The organism is Gordonia sp. DT219, assembly GCF_049847065.1.
Taxonomy (GTDB): domain Bacteria; phylum Actinomycetota; class Actinomycetes; order Mycobacteriales; family Mycobacteriaceae; genus Gordonia.
This window is the reverse complement of sequence record NZ_JBNCNR010000002.1, coordinates 454621-469776: the sequence shown is the minus strand read 5'-3', so window position 1 is coordinate 469776 and position 15156 is coordinate 454621. Positions and strand designations below refer to the sequence as shown.

Here is a 15156-nt window from a genome sequence, read left to right as displayed (position 1 = left end):
ACGGGGTACGGCCGCGGCCTGGACCGGCACCCTGGGCATTACATGTCGAGTGTGCATTCGCCGGAGACCGAGCTGATACAGGTCTGGATGCGCTCCCCCTCGCGTCGTTCGTCTCCGGTGCGCAGATCCCGGGCGTAGCCCTGTGCGAGCGGCACCACGCAGGTCTGGCAGATGCCCATCCGGCAGCCGAAGGGCATCTGAATCCCGAGGTTCTCGCCGGCCTCGAGAAGGGTTGTCGCGCCGTCGATTTCCGCCGTCTTACCGGACTTGGCAAAGGTGACCGTGCCGCCCTGGCCGCCGAAGTCGGTGCGCGCGATGGCGAAGCGTTCGATGTGCAACTGCTCGCGAATCCCGGCTTCGTCGAAGGTGGATTCGATCTCGTCGAGGAATGCCACCGGTCCGCACGCCCAGCACGACCGCTCCCGCCAATCCGGGACCTCGGAGTCGATGTCGTCGAGCGAGAACTTGTCGTCGGAGCGGGTCAGGTGGAGCTGCAGCGAATACGTCGGCACCTGCTCGTCGAGCGACTCGAGCTCGTCGAGAAAGATCGTCTCGTCGCGGGTGGGCGCGGAGTGCACGTGCACCGTGTCGGGGATCTCGCCGTGGGCACTCATCGACCGCAGCATGCCGATGACCGGGGTGATGCCGCTGCCTGCGGTGAGGAACAGGAGGGAATCGGGCAACGGCTCGGGGAGATGGAAGTCGCCTTTGGGGGCGGCGAGCCGGATGACGGTGCCCGGTGCGACGCCGTCGACGAGGTGGGTCGAGAGGAAGCCGTCCGGGTTGGCCTTGACGGTGATGGAGATGGTGTCGTCGATGTTCTCACCGAACGAGGTCAGCGAATACGAGCGCCAGTGCCAGCGGCCGCCGACCTGAAGGCCGATGCCGACGTACTGGCCGGCCTTGTAGGTCGACGGGAAACCCCAACCGGTCTTGATGGTGACGGTCGCCGAGACATCGGTCTCCTTCTGCACGTCCAGGATTCGGCCGCGCAGTTCCCGCGCCGACCACAACGGGTTGAGCAGGTGCAGGTAGTCATCGGGCAACAGCGGTGTCGTGGCCCGTGCGACGAGGCCCCGCACAATGTTGACCTGCGGTTTCTTGGCGCTGACGTCCGCGGCTGGACGCTTGCTCCAACGCAAAAGATTCATCGGTCTCCCTCCGCCCGCTGTGTGCACGACTGTACACGCGCTCGGTGGCCTACATCACAGATCGATCTGCACGTCCAGCACGTGGGCGCCCCAAGCCGGCAGCCGCACGAAGATGTCGGGGTCGGGGTCGGCGGGCCGGTCGTACCGATCGCCGGTGACGAGGTCTGTGAGTGACGCGACGGTGCCGTCGAGTTCCGGCCATTCGGTGCGGACGCGGCCGACGCCCTCGTCGCCATCGAGATTGACCACGAACAGCACTCGGCGCTCATCATCGGCCCACGACCAGGCGACCAGACCGGGGCCGCCGGGCCGGTCGGGCCACCCGAGGACCTCGCATGCGGCGAACGTGCCGCCGCGCACCGGACTCTGCTGCAGGACGATCAGCAGTGCGCGGTAGAACAGCCGCAAGTCGGCGTCGAGCGGTTCGTCGGGTTCCCGGCGCAACTGCACCGGCAGACGGATGGTGCGGCCGTCGGGCTGGCCGTCGTGGATCAGGCGGGCGCCCGGCTGGGTGAGCGCGGTGATGGCCGCCGTCCGATGCCGGTTGCCGAAGACGGCCTGGGCACGGGGTTCGTCATGGTTCTCGATGAATCGGAGCCGGCCCGTCGGATCGGTGTCGTCGCGGATGAGGCGCGCAACGTCGCGTGGGTGATGTTCGAGGGCGTCGGTGAAGGCCTTGTCGTAGCAGTGGTCGAAGCCCTGCGCTCGCAGTAATGAATCAGTGCCCCAGTAGGATTCGGCGATGAATACGAACTCCGGATGGGTGTGGCGGATCTCCGGGATGACCTGGGTCCAGTAGTCGTCGGTGGGCGCGTCGCCCACTCTTCCGGCCCAGGTGCGCGCGAAGATCTCGGTACTCACCAGCATCGCCATGTCGCACCGGACGCCGTCACATGAGTCGGCGACCCTGCGCAGGGTGTCGATGGCTGCTCGTCGGGTATCGGGGTGGAACACGTTGAGCTGCACCACGTCCCGCCAGGGCGGAAAGTGCGGATCCCGGCCGTTGGCGAGCACGTTGGGCCCGACCCGCACGAACGCGTCCCGGTGCGCGGCAAGGTCGTCGTCACTGCCGCCCACGAACCGCTCGGGATGTTCGGTGGTCCAGGTGTGGTCGGTGGCCAGATGATTGGGCACGAAGTCCAGGATCAGCCCCATTCCGCGGTCGGCCAACGCGGCCCGCGCGGCGGCGAGACCGGCAGCGCCGCCGAGGTGATCGTCGACGGTGTAGTCGCGGATGCAGTACGGCGAGCCGACCACATCGTCGGGGGTGAAATCCGGCAGGGCGGCGCGGAAGGTGTGTACGAGCGGCTCGTCTGCCTGGGCGGTCTCCACGCCTGCGGGGCTGCGCTGCCAGACCCCCATCAACCAGATCGCGTCGACGGGTCCGGGAGCGACGTCGTCCCAGACCTCGTCGGGCACCGTGGCGAGCGTGACCGGCCGACCGAGCTCCCGGCCGATGCGTTGGAGCCACGGCCAAGTGTTGATCTCGTAGATGACGGGATCGGGCTGCACGATCGACACTGTGCCAGATGGGCGCGCTCGGCGTGTGGGAGAGCGCTGTCGGCTGGCCTGCGTGGCTGCTGTCCACCGCTGTGACAACTGTTCACTGGTGGGACGACACTCGTTGCAGCCCTTGTGGATTGATCGTCGAACACTTGCGCGTCGAACAAATCTTCTGCTAGACTGGACCCATCGCATGATCATCCAGGGGGGGATTCCATGATCGACGTCACCGCACCTTCGGTTTTTCTGTCGGCAGAGCTCTACGCGAACCTCATCGCGCAACTCGACGACCGCACCTACAGTCCAGACCTCACCTCGCGTGAAGCATTCGCGGCGATGCAGCAACTGATCACCTTGCGCAACAAGGTCGATCACCTCGCTGCGACGTTGACCGGCGAATTCGACCGCCTCAAAATGACCGCACCCCAAGGCCGTTCCGTGCGACAACTGTTGATCACCATGGGAATCGCGCCCGCCGTTGCCGGCCGACTTGTTCGCATCGGAACCGCCACGGATATCGACGGTTTGCGCAGACATACCGTCGACGGTGCCATATCCCTCGACCACGCCGACGCCGTCGTCCTCGGACTCGGCCACATCGAGTCCCGCGCCGGCGAGCCCGTCACCCCCGAAGAGCGTCGCGACCACACCCGCGCCCTCGTCTCCCAAGCCTTAGCCGGGATGAGTCCCGCCGAAATCGGTAAGCACGCACGCCAACTCGGCAATCTCCTGGCGGACGACACCGACGGAAAGCCGGCCGCCGAAGACAAGACCGTCAACGAACTCGGCTACCACAAGACCAGCGACGGCCGCCTCGACGTGCGCGCCAACCTCGATGCGGTCGCCGGGGAGAAACTCCACAGCCTCGTCGAGAGTTTGTCCGCGCCAAAGCCGCAGCCCGACGGCTCCCTCGACCCGCGTCCCGCCGATCGTAGACGTGCCGATGCTTTCGAAACGGTCCTCGAACTCGCCGAACGAGGCCTCGCCGACGAGACCGTGTCTTGTAAACCCACCGGCGGTGTGCTGCTGACGATTCCTGCTGACGCCCCGAAGCTGTCTGCGCTGGAGTTCATGGGATCGGTCACGCCCGCCACCGCGAAAGCACTGGGGTGCGATGCGTCGGTCACCGTCGTCATCGTCGACGGCGACCAGGGGCCGTTGAATGTCGGACGCGAGAAGCGTCTGTTCACCCCGGCACAACGAAAAGCATTGCTACTCCGCGACGAATGCTGCATCAAATGTGGTGCGCCCGCCTCGCGCACCCAAGCGCACCACCTCGTGTCGTGGGTCGACGGCGGACCCACCGACCTCGACAACGGCTGCCTCCTGTGCACGGCGTGCCATCACGATGTCCACGACAGAGGCTGGGATGTCGTGATGGGCTTCGACCGGCATCCCTGGTTGATCCCGCCCGCCGGCGTCGACCCTCGACGACGACCCCTACCCGCCTACAACCGACGCACCCTGCACCTCGACGACGCCGCCTGACACCAACAGCCTGAAACAAGGTTTTCCCACACCTACTTTCCGACCCTGCACCCGGCACGCCGGGACCGCAACCGTTCGTTGAGAACTTCATACGGCGCCGCCCCGGCCATGGGGCTTTCACCTGCCGGCATCGGTGCTAGCGGGCGCTGTCGGTGAGCTTCCAGCGGGTCGCGGCGCTCTGGTGTTCCCAGAACTGCGCGAAACGACCACCGGCGGCGAGCAATTCGTCGGGTCGGCCGTCCTCGACGACGGAGCCACGATCGAGCACGATGACGCGATCGGCGCGCCGGATGCCGGCTTGGCGATGGGCGACGATGAGACGGGTGCGCGGACGGTCGTCGGCCGACAGGGCATCGACGACCGCCCGCTCGTTCTCATTGTCGAGAGCGCTGGTGGCCTCGTCGATGAGCAGGACCGGGGCCGGCTTGATCAGCGCGCGAGCGATGCTGACGCGCTGGCGTTCGCCACCGGAGAGGACCGAACCCCCTTCACCCACACCGGAATCCGTACCGGCGTGGAGCCGATCGGTGATCTCGTCGACACGTGCGAGGGCGGTGGCCCGCTGCAGCCGGCCGGTGTCGGCGGTCGGGTCGCCGGCGGCGACGTTGTCGGCGATGGAACCCTCCATCAGGTACGGCTCCTGGAACACCATGCTGATGAGAGCGCGCCGCGAGGCGTGGTCGAGTTCGGCGACATCGACGTCGTCGAACAGGATGCGGCCCGACGTCGGCTGATGCAGACCGGCGATGAGGCGCAGGATCGTGGACTTGCCCGAGCCGGACGGGCCGACGATGGCGGTGGCGGAGCCCGGCTCGATCACCAGGTCGAGACCCTCGAGGACCGGTTCGCTCGGATCGCCGTATTGGAAACCGACTCCCTCGAAGGTGATCCGCGGCGCGGTCGTCGGCGCCCGCTGTGTGCGCGTCCCCTCGGCGAGAACCGGCGCATCGAGGACGGCGCGGATGCGCCGCAACGTCAGGCGTACCGATTCGAGGCCGCCCGCGAGTTCGCCGAGGGCGGCGAACGGTTCGAGATACCGCACGGCGACCACGATGAGTGCGACGGCCTGCGCGGTCGAGACGTCGCCGCGGACGGTCAGCCAGGCGACGGTGGCCGCCAGGGCGAAGAGCGAGAGTTGTGCGGCGATCGTGAACAGCAGCTGTCCGGGGACCTGCAACAGCAGCAGCTTGACGATGGTGCCGTGCTGTCGGGCCACGGCGTCGCCGGCCAGGCTGCGGGCGGGTTCGGCACGCCGGGCGACCCGTAGCGCCTGCTGGGTGCGCGCGAATTCGACGACGCGCTCGCCGAGTTCGGCGTTCGCCTCGTCGGCGGCCTGATCTGCACGACGACTGATCGCGCCGGTTCCCCACAACGCTCCGAGCAGCAGCGGTACCCCGGCGAGAGCGACGAGTGCGAGTGGCCAGGAGATGGCGAACAAGGCGAGCGCGATGACCGTCGGCAACAGGACCGCGCCGACCAGCGGCACCACCAGATAGATGACGACGCCGACCAGGTCCGGTCCGGTGGCGGCGATCGCCTGCCGCGCGGTCGCGGTGTTCTGCGCACCGAACCACGGCAATCGGACGCGCGAAAGACGCTCGGCCACAGCATGTTGCCCAGTGTTGAGCAGGGTGAAGCCGAGGTCGTATGAGACACGCGATCCGGCCCAGTCGGCGGCCCAGCCGAACACGGTCGCCAGCGTCAGACCACCCAGCCACGCCAGTGCGTCGCCGTGCCGGCCGTCGAGTAGTGCCGATACCAACGGCACCAGCAGTACGACCCCGACGGCGCGCGCGATCACCGAGAGGACGGTGAAGACGACGAACTGACGCAGATGCGGACGTGCCTGCGGCGGCAGCAGAGAGATCAGGGTGGTGATCATCGCCGAGCTCCTTCGTTGAGGTCGGCGCCGCTCAGGTCTGCCCCGTTCAGGTCTGGGCCGTTCAGGTCCACTGCATCCGGCGAATCGGCAGTCTCCGTCGCGTCCCACAAGCTGCGGTAGCGGCCGCCGGCTTCGAGAAGTTCGGCGTGCGTGCCGGATTCGGCGATCCGGCCGCCGTCGAGGACGACGATCGTATCGGCGTCGGCGATCGTGTGCAGGCGGTGCGCGATCACGAGGACGGTACGTTCGGCCGCCAGGCGACTCAGCGATTGCTGCACAAGGAATTCCGCTTCCGGATCGGCGAAGGCGGTGGCCTCGTCGAGGATCAGGATCGGGGCGTCGGCGAGGAGGGCGCGGGCGATCGTCAACCGTTGTCGCTCACCACCGGAGAGGGCGGCGTCGGGTCCGAGGAGTGTGTCGTAGCCGCTGGGCATCGCACGAATGCGTTCGTCGATGTTGGCGGCACGCGCGGCCTGCTCGATCCGCTCGCGGGGCGCGTCGGGGACGGCGAGAGCGATGTTGTCGGCGACGGTGCCGGTGACCAATTGCGTGTCCTGCAGGACGAATCCGAGGTGACGGTACAGCTCGTCGGACTCCATCGTCCGGATGTCCCGCCCGTCGATGCGGATGGCGCCGGCGTCGACGTCGTGGAAGCGCGCCAGCAGCGCCGCCAACGTCGACTTGCCGGAGCCGGAGGGCCCGACCAGCGCGGTGACGGAACCGGGCGCCAACCGCAGCGAGACGTCCTGCACCACCGGCCCGCCCGGACGGTAACCGAAGGTCACGGCGTCGAAGACGACCTCTCCGGTGGCGGCGGTCGGTGCCGCCGGCGCGGGCGCGGCGCCGAGTTCCTGCTCGTCCAAGGTGTTCTGGATGTCCCGTGCGGCCAACATCCCGGCCTTGAGTCCGCTGACCCCGTAGCTGATGCCCATCAATCGCGCCCCGAAGGTGGTGCCCAACAGGAGGAACGGGATGAGATCGGTCGGCGCGACCACTCCCCCGACGACTAAGCAGGTACCCACCGCCGCGATCAGCCACAAGAAGGTGGTCGGGCGGGTGACGAGGTCCATCACGGTCTTGGTCCGCACGAACGGGCGCTGCCACTCCTCGAGGAAGTCGATGTATTCGTCGAGCCGGGCCCGGAAGCGGGAGTCCATCGAACCACCGAACACGCGGATCACCGGCTGTGCCTCGAGATACGCTGCCGCCTCGCCGTTCATTCGTTCGGCCCAGGTCAGCGACACCGGGATCTTGGCGCCGGACGCGATGACCATCCGGTACATGGCCAGCACATAGCCGATGACGGGTACGAGCAGGAACAGGGCGACGGCCCAGTTGACGATGAACAGATAGATCAGCACCGCGATCGGGGCGACGACCGCCGCGACGGCGTCGAGTACGGCATGGGTGACCAGATAGTGCAAGGACAGCGTCGAGTCCTGGACGAGGGACTTGATGCTGCCGGAGTTGCGGGCGCCGAACCAGCTCAGCGGAAGTCGGGCTAGTTTGTGCAGCAATCGGATACGCAGGTCTCGGGAGAACCGCGCGTCGACGCTGTGCAACCACAGCAGCAGGAGCGATTCGAGCAGCGCCCCGGCCCCGAGCAGGATGACGGCAAGGATTCCGACGAACCAGAGTTGACCGGAATCGGCGTCGCCCAGCAGGCGGCGGGACAGTTCTACGAGCAGCACGTACGGTGCGAGCTGCAGCAGGGTGACGACCGCCTGCAGGACTCCCGCGACGGTCAGGATCGGCTTCAACGGGGCGAGGAGCCGGCCCGCGGCGTTGGCGCGCCATTGGCCGCGTGGTGCGGCGCTCGGGTCGTCGGTCGCGGCCGGCGACGACTCGGCGGGTGCCGGCGAGATGGTCTCCACCGCTGCTTCGACGGTCTCGACGGGTGCCGCGCCGTCCGCGCCCTCGGCATCGGGGTCGCGCTCCTTGCCCATGGCCTTGCCCTGCGCCCAGTAGGCCTGCACATGGGTTTCCGACCGGGGGAATCCGAACGTCTTGAGACGTTTGCGAATCTCCTTGAGCGAATTGGATTCCGGCCCGGCCCACGCGTACCAGTCGGACCAGTCACGATCCTCGAGCGCGGCGGCCAGTGCGCTTGCGTCGGTGCGCCGCACCCAGTGCAGCCGTTGCCGCGGATGGCTGTTCAGCGGAATGTCCCGGTCCGCGGGATCGTGTTCTTCCAGGTAGATCTCGATCGGGATGTGGTGCGGCACCGTGGCGACGATCGAGTTGATCGCCGGGATCGAGGCCGAATCCCCGATCACCAGGTATCCCGCGGGCGGATTCTCCGCGGGCACCTCGAACGGCACCGAACTCATGTACATCACTGCGATGGTCTGCCCGGCGTCGGCTTGCCGGGCCCACTGCGACGCTGGGCCGGACGGATCGTGCAGGACGAAGTCGAGGGCGAACGTCCCGGCGTCGGCGTCGGCCTCGGCGAAGGTGTAGCCGCGCTGGTGCTCGCGTCCCTCGCCGTCCGGGAACCAGCCCCGAATCCACGAGGTCGGGCCGGTCAGCGCCTCCTCGAAGAGTGTGTCGGATCGGAATCTGATGCGTACGACGTGTGAGGTGCGTTGCTCGACGCCGGTGACCGTCGCCAGGTGATCACGCGCGCCGAACGCGCGCATGACCGCTCCCCCGAATCCACGGGACATCCGCCAACCCCCATCACTAGTTGCCGTCACATCATCTGTGCGGCCGATCCGAACGCGGCTCGGATCGTCGCACAGCTTAGGGCAGGCTAACAAACGTTGGTCGGTGACGACAGTGCGCACGCGATGGCGCACTCGCACGCTGTCGGCGGGCTGGCGAGCGCTGTCAGCGTCGCTTGATGAGCGAGGCGATGCCGGCCAGCAGCACCACGACCCCGGCGAGCAAGGTGAGCCAGAGTCCGATGCCGACGTGGACGCCCTGCGCCGAGAGGTCGCCGACGCGGGAAATGTCGCCGATCGCGAACACCACGATGCAGGCGCCCGCCAACGGAGCGACGAATCGGTTGAGCCGCCGCTGTACCGCCCGTACACCGACCGGGTGCGGCACCAACCGATTGACGAGAAACGCATCGGCCACACCCCTGGCGAATGCGGACACGCCGAACAGTGCGGTCATGACGCCGTCGGAGGCGCCGACATCGGAGTAGCCGACGCCGGTGACCCTCACCGCGCCGCCGGTCCAGGGCAGGAAGGCGACGACGACGGCGAGCAGGCCGGCGCCTGCGAGTACACCGGCGATGATGCGCGCCGCGCGCGAAACCGGCTCGGCGGGACGAGGTATCGCGAGGCCGCGGCTTTGCAGGTATCCGGGCGCGGACAGGAACGGGGCACGGTCAGCAGGCCCGTCCGAATCCGGCGGATGGAGGGGCTGGGCGGGTTGAGCCGGATGACTGGTGAAGGCGGGGCGCTGGGCACTGGGATCGGGATGGGTCATGATGTCTCTTGGGTCGGGGTGAACATGTCCCCACGACGGTAGGAGGGTGACAGGCCGCAGCGCACCACTTGTTCATCTGCCGGAACGACGGGGCACCCGTGATCCCGAAAGCGAGTAGTCGACTACGCGTGCGCCGCATGTGGCGCCGCAAACCGTCGCTCCCCGTTCGGGTTTCGGTCGGCTGCCGGTGACAGGGTATCGCGGATGCGGCCGGCCGGCGGTGGCCCGGTGGGTACACTCGGCACAGACCTGCCTGTCAGCCCGAAACCGGTTGGGCTGCAACGCTGTGCCAGGAAAGTGAGGCGTCAGATGGTCCGCTTTGCCGCGGTTGCCGTACTCGTCCTTGTCGCGGTAGCCGCGATCGTCGCTGCGGTGATCGGGCCGTGGGGATGGATCATCGCCGCGGTGCTCCTGGTTCCGCCGGCCGCCGTGGCCGTCTACGACCTCATCCAGCGTCGTCATTCGATTCTGCGGAACTACCCACTGCTCGGGCACATGCGGTTCTTGCTCGAGGACGTACGGCCGGAGATCCAGCAGTACTTCATCGAGCGCAACTTCGACGGCCGGCCGTTCGATCGGGACACCCGCTCGCTGATCTACGAGCGCGCCAAGGGCACGGCCGCCGAACTCTCCTACGGCACCGAACGCGACATCGATCGCGCCGGCTATGAATACCTCGTCCATTCGACGGCACCGGTCGAGAATCCGCCCGAGCCGTTCCGGGTACGCATCGGCGGCCCCGATTGCACACAGCCGTATGACATGGCGCTGCTGAACGTGTCGTCGATGAGTTTCGGCGCACTGTCGGGCAATGCGTTGCGCGCCTTGAACAACGGCGCAAAGAAGGGTGGCTTCGCCCACGAGACCGGCGAGGGCGGGCTGACGCCGTATCATCTCGGCGGCGCCGACGTGGTCTGGGAGATCGGGTCCGGATACTTCGGAACACGCACCGACGACGGGCATTTCGATCCCGACCAGTTCGCCGAGAAGACCGCCGACGACCGGGTCAAGGCCATCAACATCAAATTGAGTCAGGGCGCCAAACCGGGCGTCGGCGGGGTGCTGCCCGCCGCCAAGGTCAGCGCCGAGATCGCCCGGTACCGGGGTGTGCCGCAGGGCGAGAAGTGCGTGAGTCCGGCAGCGCATTCGGCGTTCTCGACGCCGCGCGAGCTGATCCGGTTCGTCGCGCGACTGCGGGAGTTGTCCGGCGGCAAGCCCGTCGGGTTCAAACTCTGCGTCGGGTCCCGCACCGACGTCCTCGCGATCTGCAAGGCCATGCTCGCCGAGCAGCTCACCCCGGACTTCATCGTCGTCGACGGCGCCGAAGGCGGAACAGCCGCTGCCCCACTGGAATACGAGGACCACGTCGGGCTGCCACTGACCGACGGGCTGATGACGGTGCACAACGCCCTCGTCGGTACCGGGCTACGCGACCGGATCACGATCGGCGCCAGCGGAAAAGTGGCCTCCGGCAACGACATCGTCAAGCGGCTGATCCAGGGTGCCGACTACACCAACGCCGCCCGCGCAATGATGATGGCGGTGGGCTGCATCCAATCGCAGCGCTGCCACACCAACCACTGCCCGGTCGGCGTCGCGACCCAGGACCCGCGGCGGGCCCGCGCACTCGACGTCGGCGACAAGAGCGAGCGGGTGTATCGGTTCCAGGAGGCGACCGTGTCACAGGCGATGCGGATCATGGCCTCCATGGGCGTCGACGACCACTCGCAACTGAACCCGCACATGTTGCGTAAACGGCTGTCGGCCACCGAGCAGAGTTCCTACGCGGAGATCTTCGAGTGGCTCGACAACGGAATTCTGCTATCCGATCCCCCGGCTTCGTGGCGCGCGGACTGGGAGCGCGCCGACGCGGACTCGTTTCGGCCGTAGGCCGGGCGTGGTGCTCGCGGCCGGTCCATGACGCGTCACCTCGTTCGGTCGTCGCCCACCAACCCGTGGAGCTCCCACTCGGCGGCCCCGGCAAGGAGTTCCCGGTCGGCGCCTCGCCGGCCGATGATTTGCACCCCGATCGGCAGGCCCGTGGTGTCCTCGGCGCCGACCGCCACCGTGACGCTCGGCGCCTGACACAGCGAGGTGACCGTGCACCATGTCAGCATCTCGGTTGCCGGGTATCGCTGTCCGTCGATGTCGATCTCGCGGTCATCGATCGGCACATCCGATACCGGTGGCGCCACCACGGGAGCCACCGGCGCCACGACGACATCGACGTCGTCCAGGAGTCGGCTCCACTCGAATCGGGCGCGTGCCTGGGCCTCCAGCAGCGCCAGCAACGGGCGCGCGTCGGCCTCGCCGTCGACGCCACCGTGGGCGCGTTCTGCCGCCATCAACCCGTGGTAGGTGGCCAGGGCATCATGTGAGCCGTGGCGCGGGACGACCGGGACTACCTCGATGCCGCTGCGCCGCAACACATCCAGCCACAAGTCGATGGCGGTGAGCACCGATCTCCCGGTGCGTGGCCACTCCGGCATCCAGATGCCGATCCGTTTCCACGGTCGTCGCACTGCCGGCCGTGGCACATGGCCCCGCAGTATCTCGTTCGTCGCCAGCAGCACCTCGGCCGGCAGCCGAAGGTCGGCGACCCGCGGTGCGATCACCCCCACCGTCGACGACGGCGGTGACACCACGATGTCGGTGGGCCACGGCAGATGCCTGGCCTTCGAGATGAGGCCATGAGTGGGCCGCCATGCGCTCACTCCACAGAACATGGCGGGCACTCGGACGGAGCCGGCCATGTCGCTGCCGAGATCGAAGGCGACCTGGCCGGCGGCCACGGCCGCCGCACCGCCCGAGGACCCGCCGCCGGTTCGACTGCTATCCAGCGGATTTCGGGTATGTCCGAACTCTTCCGAACATGCCTGGTAGTCATTGAGCAGCCGCGGCACGTTGGTCTTGCCGACGATCACGCACCCGGCCGCACGAAGCGCGGCGACGGCGGGCGCGTCGTCGTCGGCGACGTGCGACTGCGCCACGATGCCGTGACTGCTCACCATTCCGCGGACGTCGAAGGAATCCTTGATGCTGATCGGGATACCGGCCAGTGGCCCGACCGGTCGTCCGGCGTCTCGCGCGGCGTCGATATCGCGGGCGGCTCGGCGGGCGCCGTCGACATCGAGACGAACGACCGAGTTCACGGCCGGACCGGTGTCCGCAAGGGCCGCCAGCGAGCGTTCTACTCGCTCGGTCGCCGAGAGTTGCGATGACATCCGGCTACTTGCGTCGTCCGGAGTCGGGAATGAAGCGCTCGAGCACGAGCGACTCGACGGCGGTCGTGATCGTGTACGCGAGTACCGAGGAGATGGTGGCGACGACGGTGATCGTCCACATCTTCGGGTAATCCGAGTCCGTCTTCGCCGACACGATGCCGGCGCCCAGCCCGGTGTAGGTGAACAGCCATTCGTACAGCATGGCGGCCATGATCGCGCCCGGTACCGCAATCCGAAGCGCCGCAAAGAAGTACGGGAGCGCTGCCGGCAGTGCGGCACGGGTGACCACCGTCCACCGGTTGCCGCCGTTCACGACGATCAGATCGATCAGTTGGGACGAGACGGAGCGGAAGCCGAGTGCCATGTTCACCAGGATGGGGAAGAAGACGACGACCGCACCGACCAGGGCCGCGGTGACCTTGCCGTTGCCGAACACGATGTAGATCACCGGCGCCATCGCCAACAACGGCACAGTCCGCAGTAGCATCGCCAGCGGCATGAACATGTACTCGACCGGTTTGGCCAAGGCGAACGCCATGGCCACCAGTACCGCCCCGACGACGCCGGACAGGAGTCCGAGTCCCGCATTTCCCATCGTCACGGCCAGCAGACCACCGATATCCGAGCGGTGGGCACCGGCCTGGGCGCCGCTGAAGAGATAATTCCAGACGTCGGTCGGCGTCTTGGCGATGTAGGAGCTCACGTCCTTGGTGTTGAGGACGGCAACCCAGATACCGGCGACGATCGCCAAGGACACGACGGTCTCGACGATGGTGATGCCGAGCCGCCGAAGCGCACCGTATGTCACGATCGGCTCCCCTCAGACCACGGGCTCGCGAGCCGCCCGATCAGAGAAATGATCCAATAGCCCAGTCCCGCAACAGCTCCGCAGGTGATCGCCAGCGCCCACAGGTCGAGCGGATTGTTGTTGCTCTGCGCCGACAGGATCTGGATACCCAGGCCGGAATCGACCCCGAGCAGGTAGTACTCACCGAGGACCGCGCCCAGAAAGGATGCGGGCACCGCGATCTTGCACGCCGCGACGATGGCCGGGATCGCAGCGATCAGCCGCACCCGTCGCAGTTGATCCAGTCGGCTGCCACCTGCTGCGGTGACCACTTCCAGCTGTACCGGCGACGCGGCACGCAGCCCGACGATGATGCCGATCACCGAGGTCAGTATCACCGTCATCGCGGCGAGGATGATCGACGGTGCCCGGCTCCCGGGAGCGGAGATGATGGTGATGACCGGGCCCAGCGCGGTCAACGGAATACACGCCGTCACCACGGCCAATTGCGTGATCAAGCCCTCCAGCAGTGGAAGCAGCAATGCAACGATCGCCATTGCGAAAGCAATCAGATTGCCCCACAGGAATCCCTGGGCCGCCGATCCGACCGTGTCGAACACCGACGTCCAGTACGCACTCGACGAGAAGTCGTCGAGGAGCGTCGTGACCACTCGCCACGGATAGGGAATGGACTGCGACTTGGCGAAGAACACTGCGGATACAAGGGTCCAGATCACCAGGATGGCCACCACACCCAACAGCCCACCCAGCCAACTCGACGACATGTTCAGGCGAGGCCGTGCGAAGCTCACGCGACTTCGGGCGCCGACAGTGACGGTTGCATCAGCCATGGCCGCCTCCATGCCCGTCGAAGAGCAGTGCGGAGAGCTGATCGCAGTAGTCGTGGAATTCGCTGGTGCGCATGATCTCCGGGGTCCGCGGCCGCGGTAGGTCGATTTCGACGAGGACTGCGATCGCCCCCGGCCGGGGCGTCATCACCGCCACCACATCCGACAGGAATGCCGCCTCGGCGATACCGTGCGTCACCATCAGCGTGGTCGCCGGCCGCTCACCGACGATGCGCTGCAGTTCGACGTTCATCCGTTGCCGCGTCATGTCGTCGAGCGCCCCGAAGGGTTCGTCGAGCAGCATCACCGAGGGCTGCAGGGCCAGGCACCGCGCGATCGACACGCGCTGGCGCATACCGCCGGACAGGTGCGCGGGCTTGGCGGCCTCGAATCCACCCAACCCCACCAGATCGATCAGGCCGTCGATCAGCCCGGGCTCCGGAGTGATGCCCGCGACCTGCAGCGGCAGCCTGATGTTGCTGACCACCGACCGCCAGGGCATCAGCGCCGAATCCTGGAACGCCACCCCGAGCTGATGGCTGCCGCGCACCTCCGCCGGACTCTGACCGTTGATGATCACCGTGCCCGAGGTGGGGGCCTCGAGCCCGGCAAGGATCCGGAAGATGGTGGACTTGCCACATCCCGATGGACCGAGCAGCGACAGGAAACTGTCCTTCTTGGTGCCGAGATCGATGGGCGCGAGTGCATCGACGGCCTTGCGGCCGCCACCGAACCTCTTGGTCAGGTCGCGGAGGTGGATGCCGGTGGCGAGCTGCGGCGACGTGGTGGGGTCCAGGGTCGCCAGTGACGACGACGTGGTCTGTTGCGCTGTCAT

General features: G+C 67.4%; 11 protein-coding genes. 2 read left to right on the top strand and 9 right to left on the bottom strand.

Annotation, left to right across the window (positions count from 1 at the left end):
* Nucleotides 1-38: 38 nt before the first annotated feature.
* Together ACPXB3_RS05585 and ACPXB3_RS05580 are read right to left on the bottom strand one after the other, a co-directional pair.
* Nucleotides 39-1151 carry a ferredoxin reductase gene (locus tag ACPXB3_RS05585; RefSeq protein ID WP_425726870.1) on the bottom strand — a complete coding sequence of 371 codons (1113 nt, stop codon included), beginning with the start codon at nucleotides 1149-1151 and terminating at the stop codon, nucleotides 39-41.
* A gap of 54 nt (nucleotides 1152-1205) precedes the next feature.
* Complete coding sequence (locus ACPXB3_RS05580; protein ID WP_425726868.1) at nucleotides 1206-2663, bottom strand: alpha-amylase family glycosyl hydrolase; 1458 nt, start codon at nucleotides 2661-2663, stop codon at nucleotides 1206-1208.
* A 207-nt stretch (nucleotides 2664-2870) separates the two neighbouring features.
* Between ACPXB3_RS05580 and ACPXB3_RS05575 the strand changes: the two genes are divergently transcribed.
* The gene (locus tag ACPXB3_RS05575; protein ID WP_425726866.1) at nucleotides 2871-4142 is read left to right on the top strand and encodes a DUF222 domain-containing protein; all 1272 of its coding nucleotides are present in this window, start codon (nucleotides 2871-2873) and stop codon (nucleotides 4140-4142) included.
* A gap of 136 nt (nucleotides 4143-4278) precedes the next feature.
* Here ACPXB3_RS05575 and ACPXB3_RS05570 read toward each other — a convergent pair whose 3' ends face one another.
* The 3 genes from ACPXB3_RS05570 to ACPXB3_RS05560 form a co-directional block, all read right to left on the bottom strand.
* Nucleotides 4279-6024: an ABC transporter ATP-binding protein gene (locus ACPXB3_RS05570; RefSeq protein ID WP_425726864.1), complete on the bottom strand. Its 1746-nt coding sequence runs from the start codon at nucleotides 6022-6024 to the stop codon at nucleotides 4279-4281.
* Entirely contained in the window at nucleotides 6021-8690 is a 2670-nt protein-coding gene (locus ACPXB3_RS05565) for an ABC transporter ATP-binding protein/permease (RefSeq protein ID WP_425726862.1), read from the bottom strand. Before ACPXB3_RS05565 ends, ACPXB3_RS05570 begins: the two co-directional genes overlap by 4 nt.
* 163 nt (nucleotides 8691-8853) lie before the next feature.
* Complete coding sequence (locus ACPXB3_RS05560; protein WP_425726860.1) at nucleotides 8854-9462, bottom strand: hypothetical protein; 609 nt, start codon at nucleotides 9460-9462, stop codon at nucleotides 8854-8856.
* 309 nt (nucleotides 9463-9771) lie between these two features.
* Between ACPXB3_RS05560 and ACPXB3_RS05555 the strand changes: the two genes are divergently transcribed.
* The gene (locus ACPXB3_RS05555) at nucleotides 9772-11352 is read left to right on the top strand and encodes an FMN-binding glutamate synthase family protein (protein WP_425726858.1); all 1581 of its coding nucleotides are present in this window, start codon (nucleotides 9772-9774) and stop codon (nucleotides 11350-11352) included.
* Nucleotides 11353-11387: 35 nt separating this feature from the next.
* Here the strand turns inward: ACPXB3_RS05555 and ACPXB3_RS05550 are convergent, their stop codons facing one another.
* Genes ACPXB3_RS05550 through ACPXB3_RS05535 form a run of 4 tightly spaced genes read right to left on the bottom strand, consistent with a single transcriptional unit; the run spans nucleotide 11388 to nucleotide 15156 of the window.
* Entirely contained in the window at nucleotides 11388-12686 is a 1299-nt protein-coding gene (locus ACPXB3_RS05550; RefSeq protein WP_425726856.1) for an amidase family protein, read from the bottom strand.
* A gap of 4 nt (nucleotides 12687-12690) precedes the next feature.
* Nucleotides 12691-13494 (bottom strand): ABC transporter permease, encoded by an 804-nt coding sequence (locus ACPXB3_RS05545; protein ID WP_425705409.1) that lies wholly within the window; start codon nucleotides 13492-13494, stop codon nucleotides 12691-12693.
* Complete coding sequence (locus ACPXB3_RS05540) at nucleotides 13491-14324, bottom strand: ABC transporter permease (protein ID WP_425726854.1); 834 nt, start codon at nucleotides 14322-14324, stop codon at nucleotides 13491-13493. The genes ACPXB3_RS05545 and ACPXB3_RS05540 overlap by 4 nt, the downstream gene beginning before the upstream one ends.
* A complete protein-coding gene (locus ACPXB3_RS05535) occupies nucleotides 14317-15156 on the bottom strand; it encodes an ABC transporter ATP-binding protein (RefSeq protein ID WP_425726852.1) in 840 nt (279 codons plus the stop codon). The genes ACPXB3_RS05540 and ACPXB3_RS05535 overlap by 8 nt, the downstream gene beginning before the upstream one ends.

Bases quoted from the DNA above. Each gene is read 5' to 3' on its own strand.
- ACPXB3_RS05585 (WP_425726870.1), bottom strand. From the start codon at position 1,151: ATGAATCTTTTGCGTTGGAGCAAGCGTCCAGCCGCGGACGTCAGCGCC.
- ACPXB3_RS05575 (WP_425726866.1), top strand. From the start codon at position 2,871: ATGATCGACGTCACCGCACCTTCGGTTTTTCTGTCGGCAGAGCTCTAC.
- ACPXB3_RS05570 (WP_425726864.1), bottom strand. From the start codon at position 6,024: ATGATCACCACCCTGATCTCTCTGCTGCCGCCGCAGGCACGTCCGCAT.
- ACPXB3_RS05565 (WP_425726862.1), bottom strand. From the start codon at position 8,690: ATGTCCCGTGGATTCGGGGGAGCGGTCATGCGCGCGTTCGGCGCGCGT.
- ACPXB3_RS05560 (WP_425726860.1), bottom strand. From the start codon at position 9,462: ATGACCCATCCCGATCCCAGTGCCCAGCGCCCCGCCTTCACCAGTCAT.
- ACPXB3_RS05555 (WP_425726858.1), top strand. From the start codon at position 9,772: ATGGTCCGCTTTGCCGCGGTTGCCGTACTCGTCCTTGTCGCGGTAGCC.
- ACPXB3_RS05550 (WP_425726856.1), bottom strand. From the start codon at position 12,686: ATGTCATCGCAACTCTCGGCGACCGAGCGAGTAGAACGCTCGCTGGCG.
- ACPXB3_RS05540 (WP_425726854.1), bottom strand. From the start codon at position 14,324: ATGGCTGATGCAACCGTCACTGTCGGCGCCCGAAGTCGCGTGAGCTTC.
- ACPXB3_RS05535 (WP_425726852.1), bottom strand. From the start codon at position 15,156: ATGACAGCGCAACAGACCACGTCGTCGTCACTGGCGACCCTGGACCCC.